The following is a 24,918-nucleotide window of genomic DNA, read 5'->3' on the forward strand; positions in this document are numbered from 1 at the left end:
TGACCATGCGGTCCGGCTGGGGCTCGGCCTCGGCCGCCCGGGCCACCGCCGGACGCGCGCTGCCCGCCGCACACCCACAGACGGAGTTGATGACGAGGAGCAGGGTGCCGTCTTGCGCGGCGTCGAACGCCGTGTCGACCGCGTTGGGCGTCGTCAGTTCGTCAACGCCGAGGCGCGTAAGCTCTTTGCGCATCGGCTCGACCATGGACTTGGGGTAAGGCATGGGGAAGGAAAGATGCGTGTCGAAAGAGGATTGCGAATGACCCCTGGCAGCGCAGGAGCTTTGTCGTCGCCCGAAACACACGCGACGTGATGGCCGGTGCGCCCGAGCCGCTCACACGTCCCAGGTCAGAATGTCTTCCTCGGATTTGTCCTTGTCCTCCCACTCCTCGGCGTCGTCGAGCGGGCCGGTCTTCTCGGTCACATTGTAGCCGAGGTCCCGCCACTGGTTGGACAGGTACTCATTCCACTGCGTGTAGTGCTCCCACTCCTCCGGCAACTGATCCTCCGGGTAAATGGCCTCCACCGGACACACCGGCACGCAGGCATTGCAGTCGATGCATTCGTCGGGCTGGATGGCCAGGAAGTTGGGGCCCTCGTAGAAGCAGTCCACCGGACAGACCTCGACGCAGTCGGTGTACTTGCAGTTGATGCACGGTTCAGCAACGACGTACGGCATGCGGGTGGGAGCTACAGTCAAAAACGAAGGCTCAGCACGGAGTGCTCTGCGGAGGACGGCCGGGAGACCTGCAGTCGCAGAGGGCCTCCAGCCCCTCCGCCTCGACGACGAGGAACCGGTTTCGGCCCTCGCCTGCGCCGAGCAACACAGCCTCCGGGGCCCGACGGCGCAAGCAGTCCAGGATCGAGGCCGGCGTGAGCTGGAAGCGGTCCGAGAATCGCCGAAGCGTTCCTACAGCCTCTCCGTCTTCAGCGATGTAGAACAGAGGCGCGGTCATCGTTGTCGACGCGGAAGGGATAGCGAAAGCGTATTCGTTAGGAAAGAAATCGCGCCGCCATTTTCAACTTTGACGTGCCTAAAACCTTTTTATTGACATCTTCTATATAAAGTCGTATCCTGTTGAGACAAGCATCCAGGCTTTCCCATTCGTTCTCAGTAGCACCGATCGGTGTCCCGGCCATGCCCCCCGTTGACCTCATCCCGTCGGAGACGAAGCGACGGCTCCTCAAGCTCATGAAGCGCCGCGGAGAAATTACCCTCGACGACGCGATGGAGGAGATCGACCGGGCACGGCCGACGCTGCGCGATCACCTCGATCAGATGGGTCGCGACGAGCTCGTGGTCCGCCGGTCGCAGAAGCAGGGACGCGGGCGCCCGAGCATGTGCTACCGCCTCACGCCGCAGGGCGAGCGCCTCTTTCCGAAACGGGAGGGAACGGTCTTTGCCGACTTCCTGACCTACCTGGAAGAGCAGGGACAGGAGCAGCTCATCGAAGACTTTTTCGACGCCTTCTGGGACGCCCGGCTGGAGGAGGTAGAGCGGCGGCTTCCCTCTTCGCTGGACACAGCCGACGTGCAGCAGGTCGTCGACGTTCTCGAGGAGGTGCTCCGGGAGAAGGGATTTATGCCTGAGGTGCAGGTCGACGACGAGCAGATCACCGTCGAGGCGTGCAACTGTCCGTTTGCGGCGATCGTCAACGCCACGGAGGTGCCCTGCTCATCGGAGGCGTGCTTCTACGAGAGGCTGTTCGAGCGGGTCGAGCGGACCCGGCACATGCCCGATGGTGACACGGCCTGCACCTACGAGCTGCCCGTGCTCCAGCAGTAGCCGCCTGTGCTCCCCCCCGAACATCAATGGGAAGCGCCCCCTAGTCGTGGCGTGGCCGCTTCGTGATTCTGGGGCCTCCCTCCTCATCGGTCCCTCGGGCCTCGCGTTTGGGCAACTCGTCGTGAGTATCGCCGGGGAGGTCGTCCCCCTCTCGGAGGAACGCGTTGAGGACTGGACGGGTCACTACGACGATGCCATCGAGCGTACGATCGACCTGCAGCTCCGTCTTCCACTTCTCCACCGAAAGGGACCTCTGGGTTGGAAAGCTGCCGTCGCACCGGGAGGAGAATTCTCAGCTCAGCACTCCATCACGTCTATGTCGTACAGCAGAAACTTGTCGTCGGGCGTGACGACGGTGCAGTTTTCTTCCTGAGCCTGCGCAATGATCATCCGGTCGAACGGGTCGCGGTAATGCATGGGAAGCCGGCCTGTAGGCGCCACCGGAAGGCTCCGTTCTCGTCCCGGCAGATCTCGAACGTGGCCGCTGGCGTCTGCCGTCCCTCATGGTGTCCATTCTCAGAGGTTGGTCGCCCTTCCGAAGCTTCCTGCTCCGAGGAGAGGAGGCGACTCTCATAGAAGCGGTGCGTTGCCTCCGGCTCGGGCTGAAGACGCGCCTTCAATTCGTCGGGATCGGGCACGTCCCACTGCCCAGCCAGGGCGCCGAGGCGAGTCGAAGAATCACTCATGGGAATCGGGAGGTCTGTCCGAGGCTACGCGAGGGTGCGACACAGATGCAAATTGGGGCGGCGTGCAGATCCGAGATTCCGGAAGCTCCATTGCCCGTCGCCGATCGCTTCGTTAAAGCATTCCTCATCGGCGCCCGTTCCGTCGGCGCACCGATTCGCCCCGATGCCGAGCCCAAGACCGCTCCAGAGAAGCTCGATCGGAACCATTTGCCCGAGGAGATCGAGACCTACGAGCGGATGCGGTGGGGCGACCCATCGGTTCCTTTACGCCCCGAGTTGCATCGAATAGGGACATATCAGCGGGCGTAGCACAGAGCTGGTTGAAGATCTCGCGAGAGCGTTAATCTCAGAAAGAGTCTGGAGGCTACCCGGAGTTGTCCGTGCTACTGAAGACTCCGTTATACAGAATCCGAGTGACAATATCGGGACAGAAGTCTGAAAAATGATCCCTGCTAAGGAAAAAGACAGGATCGCCAAGCTAGAGCGCCGGGGCTCGACCAGAAGGCAGTCGAGATCGTGCGGGGGACCACACAGGACCGCTCTTCCGATCGGCACGGCGACTGAGACCCAACGGCTCGACCTCACTCTTGACCAAATCCCTTCCTGATCTCGTCGAAGGTTTTCTCGATGATCCGCTCGTCAACGCCGTTGTAGATTGCGCTCATGAGCTGGATGGTGCTCTGGGCCGCTCCCTCGAACACGAACCTCGGCGCGGCGAATTCGCACCGCACGAAATTGGGGGGAACGCCGCCCTTGTAAATCAGCGTGCAGGTGTCGAAGGTGCAGTTCTCGAAGTGCTTTTCGTCGATTACCAATCGCTCACCGGAGAAGCGCTGGGCCCGCACCTCTTCACGCTCAGAGCTACCATTTTCCTCCACTGTGCCGTTCTCCCCAGAGTTATCTTGGCCGTCCACGTCAGTCATGGCGGGGGCATTTGGCGAGAAAGATCAAACGCAATTCCTCTACGGATTCGCCTAGACCATCGTTTTCACCGTCTGGGACCTGCTCCGGCCGCCACACTTACCACCGCCGCTTTTCGCGGTGTCCTCTCCGGACATCCGGCACACGCGGTGACTGCGAGGGGAGTCCAGCGGGTCAGGGTGCTGGTTTGTCCGAGAGAAGAGGGACGGCAAAAGCGGGAAGGGGCCCTCCCGACGCGAAGACAGAAGTCGGCAGAGAGGACGACGTGTGCACTCGGGATGCAGTGGCGAACCCACGCTACGAACCACGCACTACTCGAGTGCCTCGTACTGGTTCCGCTCGGCTCCCGTCGAGGGCTCAAGGATCACCGCCTGCCCCCCACTGCGCGCCAGATCCGCCGCAATCGTGTCGCTCGCCGTCACGAGGCCGCGGCGGATGCGGTAGGCGTGGGGATTGTCCTCATAGTCGGACTTCGGCGTATCCTCGAAGACGTGCGCAACGTAGGTCTGGCCTGAATCGAGGAAACCAAGAGGCACCGTTAGGGTGCGGGCCTCCGTGTTCGTCGTCGTGCCCACGAACCACGTCGCGCCCCCGTTCTTCCGGCGGGCAGTGGTGATGTACTCGCCGATGCGGGCCTGCAGCACACGGCTCTCCGACCAGTCGGCGGGCACCCGCTCGATGAACTCCACCGCGTCGTGGCCCTTATAGTGTTCGACGAGGTCGGCGGCCATCTGGACCGGGCTGTAGAGCACGACCATGTTGGCCAGTTGCTTCGACAGCGTGGTGCGCACCCGATGGTCCGGCATAATTTCCTCCGGCGTCAGGTTGAAGATGCCGGGTGTGTAGTCGAGTGGTCCGGCCAGCATCCGCGTGAACGGAAGGGTGACGGTGTGCGCGGGCGGGTTCCCGGAGCTCCAGGCGTTGTATTCCATGCCACGGACGCCCTCCCGCGTCATCATGTTGGGCCAGGTACGACGGATTCCCGTCGGCTTGATCGGCTCGTGAACATTGAGCATGATCTCGTGCTCGGCGGCCTTCTTTACGACCCGACGGTAGTGGTTCACCATCTGCTGGCCGTGGTGGTGAATGCCCTTTGGGCGGATGGGGCCGGCATAGCCGGTCTTGATGGCCGGCACGCCGACCGAGTCGTACAGCGCAAGGGCCTCATCTAGCTGGCGCTCGTAGGCCGGCACGTCGCCGCCGGTCTCGTGGTGTCCGATGAGCACCACGCCCTTCTTCTTGCCGTACTCCGTGACCTCTTGAAGGTCGAAGTCGGGGTACGACTCGGTGAAGTCGAACTTATCCCCGTCGAGCCAGCTCTCCCAGCCGAGGTTCCATCCTTCGACGAGCACCCCGTCGATGTCGTGCTCGGCGGCAAAGTCCATGTAGCGCTTCGTCCGCTCGGTCGTGGCCCCGTGGACGCCGCTCTGCCCCCATGAGTACTTGCCAATATGCATGCCCCACCAGATGCCGATGTACGTCATGGGCTCGACCCACGAGGGGTTCTCAATTTTCGAGGGCTCGTTCAGATTTTGTAGGAGGTGCGACTCAATGAGTCTTCCCGGCCGGTCCGCAATCTGAATCACGCGCCAGGGCGTGCGGTGCGGCACGCTCGCCTTCACCTTCACCCCGTCGGGCCAGGGGACGAGGTTGGCGTGCAGGGTGGTGGGCGTGTCCGCATCGGCCTGCAGGGTCATGCCCGCGTAGTCGGTAAGGGCGGCCTCGTGGAGGGCGAGGTAGCGGTCCTCGCCCGGGCTGCGCAGCGTGAGCGGCGTGTTGACGGCACCGGGGCGGGCACTTTTCGAGCTTTCCTCGGGGCCGTCCTCGAGGAACGAGTTATGACTGATTTCGGCCGCGCTATCGCGGATCGCGCTCAGCGGCGTCTCGCGGTAGATCCACTCGTAGTTGTCGTAGTCGTCCGGAATCCACCACGCGGTGTGGTCCGCCGTGAGGCGGAAGTGCGTCTCTTCCGACGTGATGCGGAGTGAGTCGAGATTCGGCTGCTCCGGCCAGCGGTACCGAAAGGCCACCCCGTCGTCGTAGGCCCGCAGGACGAGGTCGAGCCGGCGCTCGGGCATCTCCGCTTCCTGGAGCCGAACCGTCCGCTCGACGAAGTGGTTGCGCACCGTGTCCTGCGTGCCCCACACGGGCGTCCACGTGGTGTTGACGGTGCGGCGGCTCGTCCCGACGACGTCGAAGCCATCGCGGAGGGGCGGAGCGTTTTGGAGCTCGAAGCCGAGGGGAGAGGGGGCCACGAGGGTGTCGCCGTCGGCCACGACGGTGTAGTGGGGTTGGCCGTCGATCAGTTCGACACTGATGGCGATGGTGCCGTCGGGGGACGTGGCCGTCATCGAGTCGTCGGTGGGCGCGGACGGAGTCACAGGAGCAGGGAGTAGGGGAATGAAAGCTAGAACGAAAAGTAGGAAGAGGCGGTGCTGCATGACAATATCGATGGTGAGTCAGGAACGTGAGCGGGCCTGGAGCCGGACGATGCCTCTGGATTGCGTGCTCGTCGAACCGACCTTGCGTTTCTGCGCCCCCTCGGGGACCAGGATACGATTTGCGCCGAGAAATTCCCAGCGCTCCCTCCCTCGTCCTCCCTGGTGCAACCACCTTCCCGCTCTTCCCGTCTGCAACGTAGCCTCCCCTCCTCGTTGACGTCCGTCGTAACAGGGACGTCCCCCGAGAGACGTACGCCCCTTCTGGCTCGACTTTCCATTCCCAATCCCTTTCGCTCACCCATGTACGAATGCTGTCCCGTTCACGTCACCGAGATTGAGTCCGCCGAGGCCCTCCATCGGTACATCGAGGGGGGACACTCCCTGCAGAACGTCGTCGTGCAGGGGGCCGACCTGACCGATCCGGACGTTGAGGCTGCCGTCACCTCGGTGCCGGCCGAGGACGCCTGCTTTCTCGGCTGTCAGTTGTCGGAAGCCGCGGAACAGCACGTGCACGACACTGGAGGAACGGTCTTCCCGGCCTTCGTGGGACTTCCTTTCCGCCCGTACCGGGCCTCTCTCTACACCCCCGCCGAGCTCATGGAGGGGTACGAGCGGGGCCACCCGGACACGCGAAACGAGACAGCGGATGCCCGCATCTACGAGTACTTTCGGGAGCGAAAGCGCGACGGGCGCGATGCCCCCATCATGGACGCCCTGGCCTTTCGCGTCCACGACCATGCGATCGACAACGCCCTGCGGGATCTTCTCTCCCCTGACGACGGCCCCGACCGGCGGGTCGTCGGCATCATGGGCGGCCATCAGCTGGCGCGCGACACGGACCTGTACCGTCGGATTGCTCGGTTGGCCTGGCGGCTGGCCCGTGCGGATTTTTTCGTTGCCACCGGGGGTGGCCCTGGGGCGATGGAGGCGTCCAACCTCGGGGCTGCACTGGCCCAGTATCCACCCGGTACCGTCGACGATGCCGTCGACACCCTCGCCGCCGCGCCCCGCTACGAGGACGCGACCTACGTAGACCGGGCACTCGACGTCCGCGAGCGCTACCTCGACCGCACGGAGAGTCTCGCCGTCCCGACCTGGTTCTACGGCCACGAGCCGTCAAACCTGTTCGCCACGCACGTGGCCAAGTACTTTGCCAACAGCATCCGGGAGGATGGGCTTCTCGCCATCGCCGCATATGGGGTCGTCTACGCGCCGGGGAGCGCGGGCACGATCCAGGAGATATTTATGGACACCGCCCAGAATCATTACGAGACATTCGGCCCGGCCAGTCCCATGGTGTTCTTCGACCAGGACTACTGGACCGAGACGAAGCCCGTGTACCCCCTCATGGAGACGCTGGCGGAGGACACAAACTACGAGGATCTCCTCGTAGCCACCGATGAGGTCGAAACCGCCGTGTCCATCATCGAGGAGCACGCGACTGCGCGGGCAGCCTGAGGAGGACTGCCGTCCCCTGATCGGCACGGCTGCTCCGCGAGCTCGACGCCGAACCGGCTTACTGCTCGCTAGATCCAGCCGTTTCCGGCCGTGCGGAGGTCGTGTCCCCCCGCAGCTCAGCCCGTACCTTCTTCGCATCCACTCGCTTCCAGACCTCACGCAGCTTGTAGCTGCCGATGTCCCCAATGTGGTACCACGTGTCCCCCTCCACGCGCGCCTTGAAGCGGAGCGTCACCCCGTCTAGCCCCGTATCTGAGTGGTACTGGATGTGCTCGATGTACACGTTCCGCTCGGGGTAGTACTCGTAGCGCCCACCGCCAGCGAGGACCGTCTCTCCATTTTTTGTCTCCCGTCCCCACGCAAAGTGCGTCGAATTTAGAATCTTGTAGCTCGGTCCCCAGTCGTCACTCTGATCGACGACCGAATCCGGGTAGACAAGCTCTTGCGACACCATTTTCCACGTTCCTTCCAACTCGTTGGATGGAAGCTGCCCCCAAACATTGATGGAACCGGTGAGAAGCAGTGCAACCGCGAGCCCAAAGAGACACCGAACCGTACGCATGGCGACGGACCTCCTTTCGCTTGTGCGAAGCCAGGGCGAAGAAATGGTAACTTGAATGTAAAAAGATCGCGGATATCTGTCAACCGGGTGATTCCGCGTGTACGGCGGTCGCGTGGGCGGATTCTGCCTGGAGCGAGGGGGCTCCGTTCCTGGTGCCCGAAGCCACTTTTAGTGCCCGAAGCCGGACGTGGGGCACTGGGGACGAACGCGACCGGGCACCCTCGGGGGGCGGACGTTTCGGGCAGGGTTCGATGCGGATGTCGGGCCTGTTTCGGAATTCCTCACCGCGCATGCGAGGAGCTACGGGAAAATGCCCATCTGCTCGTAGGAGCCGGCAATCTTATCGATGGCACTGATGAAGGCGGCGGTCCGCATGTCTACATTCTTCTCCTCTCGAATCTCCCGGATCTCGCCGTAGGCATGTGTCATCGTGTCCTCCAGCCCGGCACGTACGAGGTCTCGCTCCCCAGCCCCAAAGCTAACCTGCTCGACGAGCCTTCCCATGAGCTCCTCGTTGAAGTCCTCCGCAGTGAGCTCGTCGACGGCGCGGAGAATGCGCTCGGCGTTTCGCTCCTCGAAGCGGCGACTCATGCGGCCGTGTCGCACGTGGGAAAGATTGCGCAGCCACTCGAAATACGACACCGTGACGCCCCCAGCGTTGAGGTAGACGTCCGGAATGATCATCATCGTCTTCTCCTTCAGAATCTCGTCGGCCTGGGTCGTGATGGGCCCGTTAGCCGCCTCGGCGACGATGGTGGCCTGGATGCTCGGGGCGTTCTCGGTGGTGATTACCCCCTCGAGGGCCGCCGGGACCAGAATGTCGCACGGCAGTTCGAGGGCCTTCGCCGACGTGTCGATGTTCCTAACCCCCGGGAAGCCGTGGATGGAGCCGTTCTCTTCCCGGTAGGCAACGACATCGTCCACGGAGAGTCCACTCGGGTCGTAGATGGCACCCTCAATCTCGGCGATCCCGATGATGTTGGCATTGCCCTGTTCCAGGATCCGGGCCGCGTGGTACCCGACATTGCCCAGTCCCTGGATGACGACATCCTTCCCTTCCAGGCCTGGCTCAAGACCGAGGCGCCTCATGTCTTCCTCGTAGCTGCAAGCCTCCCGGATGCCGTAGTACACCCCCTGGCCGGTCGCTTCGGTTCGACCACGCACGCCGCCCTGCCCGACCGGCTTGCCGGTCACGCACGCCAGCGCATTGAGGTCCTCGTCGCCAATCTGGTTGAAGGTGTCCATGATCCACGCCATCTCGCGCTCCCCAGTGCCGTAGTCGGGAGCAGGGACGTCCGTTCCGGGGCCGATGTAATCCTTGCGGGCCAGTTCGAAGGTGTACCGGCGGGTGATGCGCTCGAGCTCGGCCTGCGAGTAGTTGCGTGCATCGATGCACACCCCGCCTTTTGCGCCCCCAAAGGGGACATCCACAATCGCGCACTTGTAGCTCATCAGCGCCGAGAGGGCCATGACCTCATCGACATTGACGCTGGGGGCGTAGCGGATGCCCCCCTTCGTGGGCTGCATGTGGTGACTGTGCTCGCCCCGGTAGCCCCGAACCACCTGAATGGTTCCGTCGTCCCGCTTGATCGGGAACTCCATCCGGACAATGTTGTCGCAGGCACGGATTTGGTGGAGCACGCCTCGCGCGTGATCCGTGTGGGCCGCAGCCTCGTCGAACATGCGGTTGACCTGGCCAAAAAAGCCGAGCGAGGACTCAGCCTGTGCGTTTGCGGGGGCCGTCGTGGCTTCCATGGGAAGACTATTTTGGGACGTGAAAAGAGAGGGGCATCCACATAAAAAAGAGTATTTTTCCGAACTGCAAGCGCTTCCACGTGCCTCCATCCCGGATTCGCCTCTAAGCCGTAGAATTTCTCGAAGGCTCTCTTCTTCGTTCCTGAGGAGACGAGCACGGCCCAGAACCGTCGAGGCGCAGTCGAAATGAGACTGATTTTCCCGGTTCTCCCCGTCATAGGGTTGCTACTATCCGCAGGAGTTTCTTAGACTCCTACCGGTGGCATCCCGTCACGTCGGCGTTTTTGCGGATCGATCGGCTCGAAGCCGTGCCCGAGTCCGTCTTGCTCGCCATCACCATCGTTATTCTTTTGGGCGTAGGGGCCCAATGGATGGCGTGGCGACTCCGAGTGCCCTCTATTCTCCTTCTGCTCCTGGTCGGGTTTCTCGCCGGTCCTGTGCTCGGCCTCCTCGAGCCGCAGTCCCTGCAGGGGGGCTGGCTGCTTGCGTTTGTGTCCCTCTCTATCGGGATCATTCTGTTTGAAGGAGGCCTGAGCCTCCGTCTTTCCGATCTGCGAGAAGTAGGGCCTCCTGTGCTCAGTCTCACCACGATCGGGGTTCTCATCACTGGGACCCTGAGCGCTGCGGCGGCCCACTACCTTCTCGGTTTTCCCGTGAGCCTGGCAGTCCTTATCGGGGCCATCCTGACTGTGACGGGCCCGACGGTCGTAATCCCGCTCCTGCGTCACGTTCGGCCGAAGGGACGAGTCGGCACAATTGCCAGGTGGGAGGGCATCGCCGTTGACCCCGTGGGCGCCATTCTGGCCGTGCTGGTGCTCGAGACGTTGCTCCTGCTCAATGATCCGTCCAACACCGAGGCCGGCGCGGAGGCCGCAGTTGAGCACGTGGCTACAGGACTGGGGCTCGAAATCTTCGTCGCGCTCGGCGTGAGCGTAACAGGGACGATCCTGCTCGTTCTGATTCTGCGGCGGCGCCTCGTGCCCGACTTCCTTCGGAATTCGGTCACGCTCATGATCGTCGTCACGGCCTTCGTGGTCGCAAACACCCTGCAACCGGAATCGGGCTTGCTCGCGACCACACTGATGGGGGTTGCCCTGGCCAATCAGCCATACGCCTCCGTCCACCGCATCGTGGAGTTTAAGGAGAACTTGCAGGTGCTGCTCATCGGGTCGCTCTTCGTGCTCCTGAGCGCACGGCTGGAGCTGAGCGCCCTGGAGCACCTCGACCAGCGCGTGCTCGTCTTCCTTGCGGTTCTGGTGGTTCTGGTCCGGCCCCTCGCCGTGTTTGTCTCCACGCTCGGGACAAAGCTGAGCTGGGAAGAAAAAGCGTTCTTGTCGTGGATGGCGCCCCGGGGGGTGGTGGCGGCGGCAGTGGCGTCGCTGTTCGCCTTTCAGTTGCGACGGGTGTATCCGGGAGCGGTGGACGGCATGGTGCCCATTGTCTTTGCGGTCATCGTGGGCACGGTGGCCATCTACGGCCTAACGGCGGCCCCACTGGCACAGTGGCTTGGGCTGGCCGAGCCGGACCCGAACGGGGTCTTGTTCGTGGGGGCTGCGGCGTGGGTGCGCACCGTCGCGCGTTGCGTCCAGGACCTCGGTTACCGCGTCGAACTCCTCGACAGCAATCCCGAGCATGTGCGGCATGCGCGGGAGGAAGGCCTCTCCGCCCACCGGGCCGACGTGCTGTCCCAGACGACTATCGACGAGGTGGACCTCAGCGGCATCGGTCACCTTCTCTTTGTCATCCCGAACGACGAGGTTGCCTCGCTCGGGGCGCTGCACTTCTCCGACGTCTTCGACTCGACAAACATCTACCAGCTCGCTGCCCGCCCCGAGAGCCGGCATGGGAGTGAGGAGATGCTGCCGCAGCATCTCCGCGGGCGCCCGCTGTTCGGGAAGGCGACGAGCTACCAGCTCCTCGATGAGCACGTTGCGGGAGGAGGCGAGGTGAAGGTGCTGGAGCCGACTTCTGTCCCCTCGGACGAACACCCGGACTACTATACGTACGAGGAGCTATCATCTCGGCACAACGACCGTGGCCTCATTCCGCTCTTTCTCCTTCGAGGGGGAGAGACCCTCGAGGTGGTTTCCGAGATGGAGCAGTTCCGTATGCGTCCAGACGACCAGCTGGTCGCCGTTCTGGGCTCTTCCCTGAATCGAGGGGACGAGGACGGTCAGGACGGCATCACGGCCGACACGTCGGAGGAGGAAACCGTCGAGCTTGTAGACGTGGAGGCGCCCCCTGAAGATTGACCGGACCAGCGATAACGCACGAACAGGCCGGAGCGCCTGCCCGGAACGAACCTGCTGCCCCCCACATCTGTCTCTCGTCCACCTGGTACATACCCAAAGACCCATCCAGGGCCTCTCGGAGGGCGAGACAAGCGCTCTTCTCGTCGTCGACGAGGGGAATTGGGAAAATGGGCCCGGAGTCCGTCTTGTCAGGCGCAAGATTGTGGGCAGCGAACGGGAATGCTGTGCTGAGGCGCTATTCGAGCCGATAATCGGATGGATTGCCGGACGAGGGGGAGCAGGCGAGATTGTCCTAGCTGTTAGACGGCCGGCCTGCTCTTCGAGTCCCGATTTTGGCATGTCGGAGGTGACCGACACGGGGCCGGTCCTCGTCCGCGTCTCTGAGAGTCGGGCGGCTGAATGGGGGGAGGACTGCAGGGGGATCCCGGTGCGGTTCTCCCACGCGGCGGCCGACGCGTTCATGGGGGTCCCGCGAGGCACAGACTGCCTTTCCCATAGGATCCTGCGGGACCGTGGGGACGCCCGGTCCGGGGCTCCTTCGTCCGAAACGGACGAAACTGATGCAGGGATGAGTCGGTCTTCGTCATTCGGGCCGCAGTCAAATCGTTGACCGTGCATAAACCAGCGTGCCCCCTTTGTGACCTTTCTGTTCGGCGTCGCCCTCATTTTGCTTCTCGGCGTGGGGGCGCAGTGGCTGGCCTGGCAGTACAACCTGCCGTCCATCCTGCTGCTGCTCGTCGCCGGATTTCTGGCCGGTCCAGTTCTCGGGATCATTGATCCGGCGGTCCTACAGGGCGAGTGGGTCTACCCGTTCGTGTCCATCTCGATTGGCATCATCCTGTTCGAGGGTGGACTCAACCTCCGCCTCTCCGAACTGCGAGAGGTGGGCGGACCCATCCTGAACCTGATTACGATCGGAGTTCTCGTGACGTGGTTCGTGGGCGCAGGGGCCGTGTACGTGATTGAGGATTTCGGACTCGAACTGTCATTGCTCACGGGCGCCATTCTGGTGGTCACAGGACCGACCGTCATTGTGCCGCTGCTCCGCCAGATCCGGCCAGAGGGCCGGATCGGGACCGTGGCCAAGTGGGAGGGCATTACGATCGATCCGGTCGGCGCCATCCTGGCGACACTTGTGCTGGAGGTCATTCTGCTCCTCCACGAGCCGAGTGGGGCCTCAGCCGGCGCCCTCGAGGCGACGCTCCACGTCTTGAAGGGCCTCGGGATTGCCATTGGGGCGAGCGTCGTCATTGGCGGAGCCGCGGCGGCCCTGATCGTTTACACTCTGTACCGGCGGCTCGTGCCGGGCTTCCTGCACAACCCTCTCACCCTGACGCTGCTGGTTGCGGCGTTCGTGGGGGCCGAGGCCCTTCAGCACGAGGCCGGCCTCCTTACCGCTACGCTGATGGGCGTAGCGCTGGCCAATCAGTCGTACGTGCCGGTGAAGCAGATCACCGAGTTCAAGGAAAACCTCCAGGTGCTCCTCCTCGGCGTCCTCTTCGTCGTGCTGAGTGCCCGGCTCGACCTCGCGACGTTCGAGTACGTGGGCGGCCGAACCGTCTTGCTCATCGGGGTGCTCATCGCGTTCGTGCGCCCGCTGGCCGTGCTCCTGTCCTGCGCCGGCACGAAGCTGTCCTGGCGCGAACAAGCGTTTCTGGCCTGGTTGGCCCCTCGAGGCATCGTGGCTGCCGCGGTGGCCTCGCTCTTCGGATTCGAGTTACAGGGACTTTTTCCGGAGGCCGCCGACGCCCTCGTGCCGGTCGTTTTTCTCGTCATCGTGGGCACGGTGGCGGTCTACGGACTCACCATCGGCTACGTAGCCAGCTGGCTCGGCTTCGCGGACCCCAATCCGGAAGGAGTCCTCTTTGTGGGCGCCGAGGCGTGGGTGCAGCACATCGCGCTGGCGCTGCAGGAGCTTGGGGTCACCGTCCAGCTGGTCGACTCCAACCCCGACCACGTGAAGCGAGCGCGCGCCCGCGGCCTGGACGCCGACCGGGCCGACGTGCTATCTGAAGAGATTCTAGAGGAGTTGGACTTGAGCGGCATCGGCCGCCTCCTCATCACCATCCCCAACGACGAGGTCGCGTCGCTCGCGGCGCTCCACCTGTCCGAGATCTTCGACGTGAACGACATTTTTCAGCTTCCTGCGCGCTCGGACCGACGGCACACAGACGGCGAGGTGCCCGAGCATCTGCGGGGGCACCTGCTCTTTGGGACGGAAGCCAGTTGCACGCAGCTCCGCGACTGGCTCGACCACGAGCACGAGGTGTTCGTTGCCGAGCTGGAGACGGCCCTTGCGCGCGACGCGTTTGCCGAGCGCTTCGGGGACGAGGCCTTCCCCATGTTTATCCTCCGCGGCGACCAGCTCATCATCTTTTCTGAGGAGGTGCAACGGCCCCAGCCGGACGACCGAGTCGTGTTTCTTGCCCCCCGCACCCGCATGCAAGACGCCGAGGCGGTCGCAGTAGCGGGGCGTGGTGACTCATCGGTCCCGGTCGGGGAACCGGGACGAGGCCCCCGCTGATGACGCCCCCGGTCCTGCGGGGCGGACGGGGTTTCCCACGACTAGCACTCTGGACAGCGTCACGAAACTGTTCCTTCGCTCCGTTCGGTGGACGCGCGGGAACCTGCTCCCCCGATTCGAGCCTATATCTATTCTCCGGATTCCTCTTCCCAGCGGGTTCTAATGCTATGGCTTCGGGCTCTTCCCTTCAGAAAACCCTGACGCTCTACGACGTCTACGCGATCAGCACGGGGGCGATGTTCAGCTCCGGGTTCTTCCTGCTCCCCGGCATCGCGGCGGCGGAAACGGGGCCCTCCGTGGTCCTTGCCTACCTTGTGGCGGGGGTCCTTATCCTGCCGTCCATGTACAGCATGGCGGAACTGTCGACGGCCATGCCAAAGGCCGGGGGTACGTATTACTTTCTTGACCGTAGCCTGGGGCCCCTCGCCGGCACCGTGGGCGGGCTGGGGACGTGGCTCGCGCTCGTCTTCAAGAGCGCATTCGCGCTGATCGGGATGGGGGCCTACCTGGCCATCTACGTCGACATGCCGATCAAGCCGCTGGCCGCGGCGCTGACGGTGGCCTTCGGCGTGCTCAACATCGTGGGCGCCAAGGAGAGCAGCCTGCTGCAGCGCGTGCTGGTGACGATTCTGGTGGGCGTGCTCGCCTTCTACACCGCGCAGGGCGTGATGTCGGTCTGGGGGGGACAGAGTGCCGTGGGGGGCGCCGCTGGGGAGTTCACGCCCTTCTTCACCGAGGGGGCCCGGGGCTTTCTCGCCACCATCGGCATTGTCTTCGTGTCGTACGCCGGCCTCACGAAGGTGGCCAGCGTGGCGGAGGAGGTGCAGAATCCGGACCGCAACATTCCCTTAGGCATGGGCCTGTCGCTGCTCACCGCCACGGGGATTTACGTGATTGGTGTGGCCATCATGGTGGCCATCCTCCCCGCCGCGGACCTCCAGGCGGATCTCACGCCCGTGTTTACCTCCGGCAAGGTGTTCTTTAACTGGCTGCCGTACACGCTCGGGCCCATTCTGATTGTGGTGGCGGCCATCGCGGCATTTGCCTCCACCGGCAACGCCGGCATCTTGTCGGCCTCGCGCTACCCACTGGCCATGGCGCGGGACCAGCTGCTGCCCGACAGGTTTGCCAAGATTGGGCGCTTCGACACCCCCACCCGGTCGATCGTGGTAACGGTGGCCCTCATGCTGGTGATTATCTTTGCCCTGAGTGAGGAAGGGGTGGCCAAGCTGGCAAGCGCGTTCCAACTCTTGATCTTCGCGCTTCTCAACTTCGCAGTCATCGTGATGCGGGAGAGCGAAATCCCGTCCTACGCACCGGGCTACCGGTCCCCACTCTACCCCTGGATGCAGGTGGCCGGCATTTTCATTCCGGGCTTCCTGATTTCGGAGATGGGCACGCTCGCCATCGTGTTCACCGGGGTCGTCGTACTCTTCGGGATCGGCTGGTACTTCTATTACGCCCGCACCGTCCCCCGGGAGGGCGCGATCTTTCACCTCTTCGCCCGGCTGGGCAAGCAGCGCTACGACGGCCTCGACCGGGAGCTGCAGACCATTCTGGAGGAGAAGGGGGTGGGGCACGACACGGCGTTCGACCGGCTCGTCGCCGAGTCGGACGTGATCCACCTTGACGATCCGCAGCCGTATCAGGCGGTCGTCGAGGAGGTGTCAAATCGCCTCTCCGACGCGTTCGGCATTTCGACAGAGACGCTCCGACACGGCTTTTTGGAGGGCGCCCCCTACAGCGCCGTGTCGGTCTCGCACGGCGCGGCGCTTCCCTACTGCCGCCTCGACGGCATCGACGAGCCGAAGATGGTAATGGTCCACTGCCAGTCCGGGATCTGCGTGGACCTGGAGGACGAGATTGAGGAGCTCGATGCGTCGGAGCCCGTCTACGCCTTTTTCTTCCTCGTGAGCCCCAAGGACGACGAGGGGGAGCACCTGCGCACGCTTGCGACCCTCGCCAATCGGACCGACGACGAACGATTCCTCGTCGAGTGGCGGGCGGCGACCGACGAGCAGGAGGTGAAGGAGAGCCTGCTGCACCACGAGCGCTACCTTACGCTCCACCTCCTATCGGGCACCAACACGGACCCGTTCATCGACCAGCGCGTCTCGGAGCTCAACCTGCCGGCCGGCGTGCTCGTGGCCCTGGTTCGGCGCGACGGGCAGATCACCGTGCCCTCGGGGTCGACCACCTTGCAGGAAGGGGATCGCGTGACGATCATCGGCAACCCGGCCGGCATCGATCGCCTCTATGAGCTCTATCGCCAGGGCGAGCGGGAAGGGGTCGTTCAGTAGTGATCCCTTCGGATCGGCCTCCGCCGACGAGTCGCCTCTGTTACGACGCTCCTCCCACCATGACGATCGATGCCTCCACCCGCCTTGTCACCCTGCTCGGCCACCCGGTCGAGCACTCCCTATCGCCCCGCATCCACAACGCGGCGTTCCGGGGGCACGAGGCGAATGCCGTGTACGTGGCCACGCCGGTTCCGCCGGAGGAGGTTGAGCGTGCTGTGGACGGCCTCCGGGCGCTCGGATTCCTCGGGGCCAACGTGACCGTGCCGCACAAGGAGACGGTGCAGCCCTTCCTCGACGCAGTGACGGAACGGGCCGACGCGGTGGGGGCCGTCAACACCATTGTGCGGGAGGAGCGCGAGGCCGGCCCCGATCGCCTCCGCGGCGACAACACGGACGTGGAGGGCTTCCTCGCCCCGCTGAGCGAGGACGGGGAAACGGATCTCGAGGGGGCGCCAATGCTCGTGTTCGGGGCCGGGGGCGCGGCGCGGGCCGCGGTGTACGGCCTCCTCACCGAATATGCGCCTGAGCGCCTGATGATCGTCGCCCGGCGGCCCGAGCAGGCAGAGCTTTTGGCCAGGGACCTCGGCGACTACGACCCGACGGGCGCACTCGAGGTCTCGTCCTTCGAAGAGGCTGCGCTGTCCGTCCGGTCGAGTCGCCTCCTCGTCAACGCCACGCCTCTGGGCATGGCCCCCGATCGCCACGGCCAAACCCCTTGGCCCAACGCGGAGGATTTTGGCCCCGACCACGTCGTGTACGACCTCGTCTACACGCCCGAACGCACCCGGCTTCTCCGGGAGGCCGAGGCGCAGGGCGCCGCGCCCATCGGGGGACTCGATATGCTCGTAGAGCAAGCGGCGGCGGCCTACCGGCAGTGGACCGGCCGAGAAATGCCGCGCCCAGCAGCGTACGACGCCCTGCGGGAGACGGAGTCGTCGTAGCCCGCGCCACGCCTCGAGACGTCCTCGCCTTCACTTTACATTAGATCGGGATCAACACGCGCCACGCGGCTTACGGGAACCATGTTCGTGCGGCTCAATGCCGCAGGTTGTCCGCCTTCTGAAACGAGCGCCATCCGCCAAGACTCTGATGTGGCAGCGAGCGTGGACTTGGCTCCGTGCGTATCTTCCCATCACCCACTGGGCATCTGACTATTCTTCGTCGGCCCTCCGGCAGGACGCGACGGCGGGCCTCACAGTGGGGACGATGCTGATTCCGCAGGGAATGGCCTACGCCATTATTGCGGGCATGCCGCCCATCTACGGCCTCTACGCCGGATTCGTCCCGCTCCTGACGTACCCGCTGTTCGGCAGCTCGCGCCAGCTGGCGATCGGGCCGGTGGCCATCGACATGCTCATCGTGGGGGCCGGCGTCGGGGCCTTGGCCCAGAGCGGGACGGAGCGCTACGTAGCGCTTGCGATTCTGCTTACGGTCCTGGTGGGCCTCATCCAGATCGCCATGGGCCTCATGAAGCTCGGCTTCGTGGCCAGCCTGCTCTCGCGCCCGGTCATTTCAGGACTGACCACCGCCGCCTCCCTAATTATTGCGTGCAGTCAGCTGGGCAATCTGCTCGGCGTAGAGCTCGGTCGGTCCCAGTACGTGCACGTCTTGCTCTGGGAGGCCATCCAACACGTCGGGGCCACACATCCGCTGACCGTAGGGCTGAGCGTGGGCTGCATCGGGCTCCTCTGGGGCCTCTCCCGGTGGCTGCCCCGGGTGCCGGGCCCCCTCGTCGTGGTGGTTGGCAGCACCGCCGCCGGCTGGTTCCTCGGGCTGGAGCAGCGGGGCGTGTCGGTCATCGGCGACATCCCGACCGGCCTGCCGAGCCCAGAGGTGTGGGCCGTCAGCTTTGGGGACCTGAACGCGCTCCTCCCGGCGGCCGTGACCGTGGCGCTGGTGCAGTTTATGAAAGACGTGTCGCTGGGTCGCATCTTTGCGAAGCGGCACGGCTACGACATCGATCCGAATCAGGAGCTCATCGGGGTTGGGGCCGGCAACGTCCTCGGGAGCCTCTTCCAGAGCATTCCGGCGTCGGGAAGCTTCTCACGATCGGCGGTCAACGACCGGTCGGGCGCCTCCACCCCGCTGGCCAACGCGTTCGCGGCCGGGGTCATTGCCCTCACCTTGCTCTTCCTGACGCCGCTGTTCTACTACCTCCCCACGCCGGCCTTGGCCGCCATCATTTTCGTGTCTGGCCTCAGTCTCATTGACCTGCGGGAGATCCGGGCGCTCTTTCGGGCCCGGCGCCGAGACGGCTACATTGCGCTGTTCACGGCCGCCTGCACCCTCTTCATCGGCATCCAAGAGGGCATCCTGCTCGGCATCGGGGCTTCGCTCATCGCCGTCCTCTTTCGCATGAGCCGCCCCAACGTGGCGGAGCTCGGACACGTCCCCGGCACGCGCCGCTTTCGCGACCGCAGCCGGTTCGACCAGGCCGCGCGGCTCAGGGACATTATGGTGCTTCGGGTGGACGCGGCCTTTTCGTTCGCCAACGCCGAGTACCTTCAGACCTTTATTCTGCGGAAGAGCGAGCACGAGGGACGGCCTGTCCAGGCGGTCGTGATGGACGGAAGCAGCATCAACGGGCTCGACACGACCGCCACCGACGCGCTGTTTTCGGTCGCCGAGCGGCTGGGGGAAACCGGCGTTGAGCTCCATCTGACCGGCCTCATCGGCCCGGTCCGCGAGACGGTGCGCCGCTCGGGTCTGCATGCCCTACTCGGCGAGGAGCGGTTCCACCTCACGCCCCACGAGGCGGTCGCCAGCATCCTGGACCGCCTCGACGCCGAGAAAGACACCGACCGGCTTGAGGAGTACCTGGCGAAGACCGGGCCCGACGAGAAGAAACCGACTCCCGCGGCGACGTGACGTCCAGGACAGTTCCCCGAATCGTCGCCCTCGGACCCTAGGCACTTCTTCATTGTGTCTCGAAACAATCGCCCTTGTGTCCCATGAGGCGGGGCACAGTGCCAGTGCAGTCGCAGCATGGTCCTCCATGAGTTCCGACGAGGCCTCGCGTCTCAAGTCTGATCTGGCCCTGCGACGGCGTGTCCTCTGGCTCGGCGAGATGGAGCTCTACGAGGATCACCTGTCGATTACCGGGTGGCGATGGACCGGTGCTATGCACCGTCCCATCCGCCTCACGGACATCCAACAGGTCGAGAAGTGGGTCGTCTCCCGTGGCGTGAACTTCGTAATTCGCCCAGACGGGGACCGGGACTTCTACTGCCGAGTCGAGGACCATGTGTTCCACTGGGTGAAGGAGCTCCGGGAGGATGACCGGACGGATGTAGAGATCCGGCCTTGAGAACCGCCGGGCAGCAGTCGTGTGAGCTCAGCGGGGTCGGTTCCTCTTTCCGATCTTCGGGCCTTTGATTGATGGCCCTTCCACCGCGAAAAACGGAGCGTCAAAACACGTACCGCTCGATGAGACGACGGATCGGCGCGGTCTGTCGGGGCCGTTGAGGCCGCACCAGGAGCACGCTGCAGGGAAGTTCGTCGAGCAGCTCCGTCGTGCGGTCCGGGAACAGGAGGGTGCGGAGCCACGAGCGAGCGACGGTTCCTACGATTGCCAGATCGGCGTCCCCGGTTGCCTCTACGAGATCGGCCGTTTCGTCGTCGGTACGGATAATCTGGCTCGTCGTGGGGCTCTCACAGTGTTCGCCGAGCCGGTCGTGGAACGCCTGCACGGTGTCGACTTCCGCGTCCGTCACGTCCGCTCCCATGGCCGTCAGGAATCGAATGCGGGCTCCTCCCGACGGCTGCTGGGACTGTGCGAGGGCATCGGCGACGAACGCTTTTAGGGGTCCGTACGGGGCCCGTGGAAGGAGAATCACGATTTCGCGGAGGGTCTCGGGACGTCCGTTCGTGGTGGAGCGTGGGACGAAGAATGCCACCTCGCAGGGGGCCTCCCGCATGAGCCAATTCGTGTCTGCACCAACGACCTCCTGCCCCCAGCGACCCGGCGTGACTGTCCCTAACAGGAGCCGCACGTCGTGCGTCCGAACGAAGTGAAGTGCAGCCCGGCCCGCATCGTGGCAGACGATCTCGTGGGCCTCCGCGGTCGTGTCCCGGAGGGCCTGGAGGGCCTGCACGCGCTCTTCGAAGCGGCGATCAGTGTCCGTCACGTGCCCCGCTGCGTCCGGAAGGGTCGTCTGCTCAGGAACGGTCTCGAACCGGGCCGCCAGTACGCGCCCGTCCAGTCGGCGGGCAATCTTGGCCCCCATCGACAGCGTAGCTTCTTCGTCTTGCGGGGTGGCATTTTCCGAGACCGCAACCATCACGGTGCCTGTCTCTGTTGAAAAGGCCTCCCGCATGCGAGTGAAGATGGACCCTCGCATGCGGCGACGCATCGCCTCGAGGGCCACTCCTTCCCGCTCGGCTCGCTCGCGCCCGTAGAACCGGTACCACACGATGCCGCCCGCAATAATGCCCACCGCGCCCAGGATGGGGATCCACCCCATCTGCGTGAGCAACACAATCCCGCCAACAACGCCCGCTATCTGCACCCAGGGATACCCAGGACTTTCGAAGGCGGGGTCGTAGCTCTCCACTTCACTCTCCCGGAAGGCGATCAGGGCTGCGTTCGTGATGCCGAAGATGAGAATCTTGAAGGCGCTGGCGAGCTTCGCCAACTCCAGGACTGGGACGAACGCGATGAGCCCGACGAGCAGTCCCCCGGTGACGAGGATGGAGCGCCCGGGCGTTCGGAACCGGTCGCTGATCACGCTGAAGCTTTCCGGGGCCAACCGATCCCGGCTCATGGCCAGCGGAAAGCGGGAGGAGGACAGCACCCCCGCGTTGGCCATGCTCATGAGCGCCAGCACGGCCACAATCGAGATGCCGATCTTGGCCGAGGTGCCAAGAATCTGCTCCGTGGCGTCCGCCATCGGGGTGAGGCTCGACTGAAGGATGTCGGGCGGGGTGACCCCGACGATGACGAACACGACGATGACGTAGATGGGAATCATGACGCCCACGGAAACGAGAATGCCGAGCGGCAGGTTGCGGTCGGGCCGTTCCACCTCCTCAGCGATGCTCGCAATCTTGGTCACCCCCGCGTAGGAGACGAAGACGAAGCCCGTTGCGGCCAGGAGCCCTCCGACGCCCTTCTCGAAAAAGGGCTGGAACTGCGCAGGCTGAGCGAGAATGAGCCCTTCGGCCCCGAAGACGAGAAGAACCAGCAGGACGAACGAGACGAGAAATGCCTGGAGTCGGCCTGATTGCTTTACACCGAGAATATTGATCACCACGAGGCCCCCCGCCAACCCCAGGCTTACCAGCTTCAACTCGGCGGCGGGCAGCGGCAGGACCACAACGAGGTACGCTCCGAGCCCCACGAGGGCGAACGCGCTTTTGAACACGAGTGAGAACCAGGCCCCGAGTCCCGAGATTGTCCCCATGAGGGGCCCCATGGCGCGGTCGATGTAGAGATAGGTCCCCCCCGACTCGGGCATTGCCGTGGCCATCTCGGCCTTCGAAAGGGCCGCCGGCAGCACGAGAAGGCCTGCGAGGAAATAGGCCAGAACGACCGACGGGCCCGCCTTTCCCGCGGCGAGACCCGGCAGCACAAACAGGCCGCTGCCAATCATCGCCCCAATGCTTACCGTGATCGTCGTGTAGAGTCCAAGGTCGCGCTCTAGATGCTTTGTCACAGCACCACCGTGTGATGTTCGAAAACCAATGTTTCCGGAACGGGCCGCTTTCCTCCTATCGGATGGACCTGACAGTGGGACGCCAGCAGGGGTCTGGGAAGTCCCATAACTGAGCCCCCCATCACGCTCAGGGCGCGAAACGACATGCCGGGGATCGGATGCGTGAAGTGCTTGTGCGGGCCGGAGGGGGACGAGTCGCCTCTGCTCGTCCACCCGCCCCGAACGGGCATGCGTGGATGCATGGGACCGGCCGAGCCACCGTACGGACGCCGATGAGGCGAGGGCGAGAAAGCGGGGAGGGGACTGCAGTCATTCTCGGCCCCGCGCTGCATTCGGGGGAGTAGAGGACGTCTCCTCGGCCTCCCGGCCCCCGAGCCGAAGCACGGTGCCGGCGAGGGGCGTAAGGGCGTCCGTCCGGTGGCTGGCAACGACGGCGAGTCCCCCATCCTCGACGAACGTCCGCAGGAGATCGATGGCCCTCTCGGCGGTCGCCGCATCGAGGCTGCGGAGCGGCTCGTCCATGAGCACGACCTCCGGGTCGGCTACAAACGCGGCGGCCACCTGCGCCTTCTGCACCATGCCGCTCGAATAGGTGCCGATGAGGTTGGACCGGCGCTCGTCGAGTCGGAGACGGTCGAGCATTTTGCGGATCCGGGTCGGCCCGTCCTCCCCCCATTTTTCGCGGCTTCGCAGAATCCACTCGAGGAGTTCGACGGCCGTGAGGTGCTCGGGCAGTTGGGGCCCGGCGTGGACGAGGCCCACACGCTGGAGATAGCGGTACGGCTGGTCGTGCACGTCGATCTCGCCGTAGTGCACGGAGCCGCTCGTGGGGTAGGCCTGCACGGAGAGGAGGCGTAGGAGCGTGGTCTTCCCCGCCCCGTTGGGCCCCAGGAGCAGGGTGAGCGTGCCCGGCGCAAGGGACCGGGATTGGCCCTCGATGACGGGCGGCCCGTCGCCGTACCGTTTGGTGAGGCCGTCGAGCGTGAGCGTGTTAGCCATGAAGCGAACCCGAGTCGAGAGATTGGCTGATCTTTCGCAGGACGCTTCCTACGAGACGGTTTTCTACCGGAATCATTTCTACCGGTTTCTTCTCTATGCCGCCGATCGAGCCGTCCCCTCCGTCGCGAACGTCACGACCGCCGCCGCCCCTACCGACAGGCCGAGGTGCACGACGGCCCAGGTGCCGACCCAGCGCCAGCCGTAGGCATCGCCGAACAGGACGATGAGCGCGAGGCTCCCCATGTGGGGCCCAAACCAGCGTAGGTTGACGAAGGTGCGGGTCCCAACCCAGTCCATTACCGACTGTATGGATCGTTGGAACAGAGGGGGTGCCGCCGACGGCGTTCCCAGCACCGCACAGGCCGCGACTTGTCCGGTCAGCAAGACGAGCAGGTACGCCGTGATAAACGCCGGTGCGACGCCGCGGATGCAGAACAACCACAGGCCGAGGTGGGCCACCGCTACGAGCCGCCCCAGGGGCAGGCGGCGATCAAGCTGCCGCACGCTGGCCCAGACGGCCGGCCGCCACCGGGTGGGCACCCAGTAGAGGGCCTCGTAGGGCACCGGCTCGCGGCTGGTAGCCGCCACGGTGCCTCCCCCCAGCACTTCCGCGTAGAAGGCCGTGGTCTGATAGAAGTGCCGGTCGTAGGCGGTACGGCGGCGCCGCAGGCGCGCTCCGGCCCATCCAAGCAGCAGAAGTCCGGGTCCCCACGCGAGCAGTCCGGCCCCCGCCTGCGCGATGCCTGCGGTGGCCACCACGGCGACGATGGCCACAATAAAGCAACGGGTGGTTGCAAAGAGGGCCGGCACGAGTCCCCGGGGCAGGTCCACGCCCTGGCCCTGCTCCTCCACCGCCCGGGCGTACCACTGCCCGGCTTGCCCTTCCTGCCAGGCCTGCGACCGGGCGCCGAGGGTGGCGAAGTGGACAAAGCTGTCCAGGGCGGCTCCGAGCAGCAGGAGAAGCGCCTGCCCCAGGGCGGTCGTCTTAGGGCCAAGGTGCCGGACGGGAGTGGCGAAGTCTCCGTACGCAATGAGCACCGCCGGCACCACGGCGAGCAGAAGGAGGGGCACCAGTCGACGCCCCTGGTAGCGAAGGAGGCGCGGGGGCGACCAGTTGAGCCGCTGCGCCATCGACACGTTCGGGTCCGGAAACAGCACGTTCGGTGGCGCCACGGCAAAAATTCCGGCCCCCACGAGGGCCCACACCCGCAATCCGGCCGCCCGCGTCGCTGGATCGGCCTCAGCAGTGAGCAGCGCCACGGCCACGCTTAGTACCCCGAGGAGGAGACCGTACGCCAGCCGAGGCACCCAGCCGTCGAGGTGGCGAACCGGGGACGGAAGCGAACGAGAGGACGGCACGACGACCGAGGGCAATTTCAGTGGGCTGCGAACGTAGAGAAAAGTATCGGCGAGCCCGCCCTCCTGTCCACGCTCCCCCAGAAAATTCCGACCAAATGCCGCGCCAAAAGGAGCCAGGAGAGACTCGGGAGGCCGGTGCAATCCAGCGCCCGACGGCAAACGCAGCGCAGACCCATCGTACTCCCTGCACCTGACTGTGAAGGTTCTGACAAACAACGAGA

Annotated in this window: 22 protein-coding genes; 8 read left to right on the forward strand and 14 right to left on the reverse strand. The window is 64.7% G+C overall.

Features of this window, described 5'->3' with window-relative positions; translation table 11 throughout:
* From ABEL04_RS05740 to ABEL04_RS05750, 3 genes are all read right to left on the reverse strand, one after another.
* On the reverse strand, nucleotides 1-223 hold a 223-nt coding region (locus ABEL04_RS05740), incomplete at its 3' end, for a BrxA/BrxB family bacilliredoxin (protein WP_375801429.1).
* A gap of 111 nt (nucleotides 224-334) precedes the next feature.
* Nucleotides 335-679, reverse strand: coding sequence for a ferredoxin FdxA (gene fdxA / locus ABEL04_RS05745; RefSeq protein WP_375801430.1), 345 nt, complete (start codon nucleotides 677-679; stop codon nucleotides 335-337).
* A 31-nt stretch (nucleotides 680-710) separates the two neighbouring features.
* Nucleotides 711-956 (reverse strand): hypothetical protein, encoded by a 246-nt coding sequence (locus ABEL04_RS05750; RefSeq protein WP_375801431.1) that lies wholly within the window; start codon nucleotides 954-956, stop codon nucleotides 711-713.
* A gap of 182 nt (nucleotides 957-1,138) precedes the next feature.
* On the opposite strand from ABEL04_RS05750, the gene ABEL04_RS05755 reads away from it, so the two are divergent.
* Nucleotides 1,139-1,786 carry a helix-turn-helix transcriptional regulator gene (locus tag ABEL04_RS05755; RefSeq protein WP_375801432.1) on the forward strand — a complete coding sequence of 216 codons (648 nt, stop codon included), beginning with the start codon at nucleotides 1,139-1,141 and terminating at the stop codon, nucleotides 1,784-1,786.
* 40 nt (nucleotides 1,787-1,826) lie between these two features.
* On the opposite strand, the gene ABEL04_RS05760 is transcribed toward ABEL04_RS05755, so the two are convergent.
* The 6 genes from ABEL04_RS05760 to ABEL04_RS05785 all read right to left on the reverse strand — a co-directional run bounded on the left by ABEL04_RS05760 (nucleotide 1,827) and on the right by ABEL04_RS05785 (nucleotide 5,774).
* Nucleotides 1,827-2,027, reverse strand: a complete 201-nt coding sequence (locus ABEL04_RS05760; RefSeq protein ID WP_375801433.1) for a hypothetical protein — start codon at nucleotides 2,025-2,027, stop codon at nucleotides 1,827-1,829.
* Nucleotides 2,028-2,083: 56 nt separating this feature from the next.
* The gene (locus ABEL04_RS05765; protein WP_375801434.1) at nucleotides 2,084-2,176 is read right to left on the reverse strand and encodes a hypothetical protein; all 93 of its coding nucleotides are present in this window, start codon (nucleotides 2,174-2,176) and stop codon (nucleotides 2,084-2,086) included.
* The gene (locus tag ABEL04_RS05770; protein WP_375801435.1) at nucleotides 2,173-2,472 is read right to left on the reverse strand and encodes a hypothetical protein; all 300 of its coding nucleotides are present in this window, start codon (nucleotides 2,470-2,472) and stop codon (nucleotides 2,173-2,175) included. Before ABEL04_RS05770 ends, ABEL04_RS05765 begins: the two co-directional genes overlap by 4 nt.
* 24 nt (nucleotides 2,473-2,496) lie before the next feature.
* Nucleotides 2,497-2,679: a hypothetical protein gene (locus ABEL04_RS05775; protein WP_375801436.1), complete on the reverse strand. Its 183-nt coding sequence runs from the start codon at nucleotides 2,677-2,679 to the stop codon at nucleotides 2,497-2,499.
* Nucleotides 2,680-3,053: 374 nt separating this feature from the next.
* Nucleotides 3,054-3,395 (reverse strand): hypothetical protein, encoded by a 342-nt coding sequence (locus ABEL04_RS05780; RefSeq protein ID WP_375801437.1) that lies wholly within the window; start codon nucleotides 3,393-3,395, stop codon nucleotides 3,054-3,056.
* A 309-nt stretch (nucleotides 3,396-3,704) separates the two neighbouring features.
* Nucleotides 3,705-5,774 (reverse strand): glycoside hydrolase family 97 protein, encoded by a 2,070-nt coding sequence (locus ABEL04_RS05785; RefSeq protein ID WP_375801438.1) that lies wholly within the window; start codon nucleotides 5,772-5,774, stop codon nucleotides 3,705-3,707.
* A gap of 360 nt (nucleotides 5,775-6,134) precedes the next feature.
* On the opposite strand from ABEL04_RS05785, the gene ABEL04_RS05790 reads away from it, so the two are divergent.
* The gene (locus ABEL04_RS05790; RefSeq protein WP_375801439.1) at nucleotides 6,135-7,292 is read left to right on the forward strand and encodes an LOG family protein; all 1,158 of its coding nucleotides are present in this window, start codon (nucleotides 6,135-6,137) and stop codon (nucleotides 7,290-7,292) included.
* Nucleotides 7,293-7,350: 58 nt separating this feature from the next.
* Here the strand turns inward: ABEL04_RS05790 and ABEL04_RS05795 are convergent, their stop codons facing one another.
* Both ABEL04_RS05795 and ABEL04_RS05800 read right to left on the reverse strand, forming a co-directional pair.
* On the reverse strand, nucleotides 7,351-7,854 hold the full coding sequence (locus ABEL04_RS05795; protein ID WP_375801440.1) for a hypothetical protein: 504 nt from the start codon (nucleotides 7,852-7,854) through the stop codon (nucleotides 7,351-7,353).
* Nucleotides 7,855-8,154: 300 nt separating this feature from the next.
* Nucleotides 8,155-9,609 carry a Glu/Leu/Phe/Val dehydrogenase gene (locus ABEL04_RS05800; protein ID WP_375801441.1) on the reverse strand — a complete coding sequence of 485 codons (1,455 nt, stop codon included), beginning with the start codon at nucleotides 9,607-9,609 and terminating at the stop codon, nucleotides 8,155-8,157.
* Nucleotides 9,610-9,917: 308 nt separating this feature from the next.
* Here ABEL04_RS05800 and ABEL04_RS05805 point away from each other — a divergent pair, with 308 nt between their 5' ends.
* The 6 genes from ABEL04_RS05805 to ABEL04_RS05830 all read left to right on the forward strand — a co-directional run bounded on the left by ABEL04_RS05805 (nucleotide 9,918) and on the right by ABEL04_RS05830 (nucleotide 19,992).
* Nucleotides 9,918-11,861, forward strand: a complete 1,944-nt coding sequence (locus tag ABEL04_RS05805; RefSeq protein ID WP_375801442.1) for a cation:proton antiporter — start codon at nucleotides 9,918-9,920, stop codon at nucleotides 11,859-11,861.
* Nucleotides 11,862-12,498: 637 nt separating this feature from the next.
* A complete protein-coding gene (locus ABEL04_RS05810) occupies nucleotides 12,499-14,385 on the forward strand; it encodes a cation:proton antiporter (RefSeq protein WP_375801443.1) in 1,887 nt (628 codons plus the stop codon).
* Between the two features lie 167 nt (nucleotides 14,386-14,552).
* Complete coding sequence (locus ABEL04_RS05815; RefSeq protein ID WP_375801444.1) at nucleotides 14,553-16,685, forward strand: amino acid permease; 2,133 nt, start codon at nucleotides 14,553-14,555, stop codon at nucleotides 16,683-16,685.
* Between the two features lie 59 nt (nucleotides 16,686-16,744).
* On the forward strand, nucleotides 16,745-17,626 hold the full coding sequence (locus tag ABEL04_RS05820; protein ID WP_375801445.1) for a shikimate dehydrogenase: 882 nt from the start codon (nucleotides 16,745-16,747) through the stop codon (nucleotides 17,624-17,626).
* A 97-nt stretch (nucleotides 17,627-17,723) separates the two neighbouring features.
* Complete coding sequence (locus tag ABEL04_RS05825) at nucleotides 17,724-19,553, forward strand: SulP family inorganic anion transporter (RefSeq protein WP_375801446.1); 1,830 nt, start codon at nucleotides 17,724-17,726, stop codon at nucleotides 19,551-19,553.
* A 127-nt stretch (nucleotides 19,554-19,680) separates the two neighbouring features.
* Nucleotides 19,681-19,992, forward strand: coding sequence for a hypothetical protein (locus ABEL04_RS05830; protein WP_375801447.1), 312 nt, complete (start codon nucleotides 19,681-19,683; stop codon nucleotides 19,990-19,992).
* Between the two features lie 100 nt (nucleotides 19,993-20,092).
* Here ABEL04_RS05830 and ABEL04_RS05835 read toward each other — a convergent pair whose 3' ends face one another.
* The 3 genes from ABEL04_RS05835 to ABEL04_RS05845 form a co-directional block, all read right to left on the reverse strand.
* On the reverse strand, nucleotides 20,093-22,339 hold the full coding sequence (locus ABEL04_RS05835; RefSeq protein ID WP_375801448.1) for an amino acid permease: 2,247 nt from the start codon (nucleotides 22,337-22,339) through the stop codon (nucleotides 20,093-20,095).
* A gap of 309 nt (nucleotides 22,340-22,648) precedes the next feature.
* Nucleotides 22,649-23,338 (reverse strand): ATP-binding cassette domain-containing protein, encoded by a 690-nt coding sequence (locus ABEL04_RS05840; RefSeq protein ID WP_375801449.1) that lies wholly within the window; start codon nucleotides 23,336-23,338, stop codon nucleotides 22,649-22,651.
* Between the two features lie 93 nt (nucleotides 23,339-23,431).
* Nucleotides 23,432-24,697: a hypothetical protein gene (locus ABEL04_RS05845; protein WP_375801450.1), complete on the reverse strand. Its 1,266-nt coding sequence runs from the start codon at nucleotides 24,695-24,697 to the stop codon at nucleotides 23,432-23,434.
* Between the last annotated feature and the right edge of the window lie 221 nt (nucleotides 24,698-24,918).

The organism is Salinibacter sp. (genome assembly GCF_042218895.1).
Classification (GTDB): Bacteria; Bacteroidota; Rhodothermia; order Rhodothermales; family Salinibacteraceae; genus Salinibacter.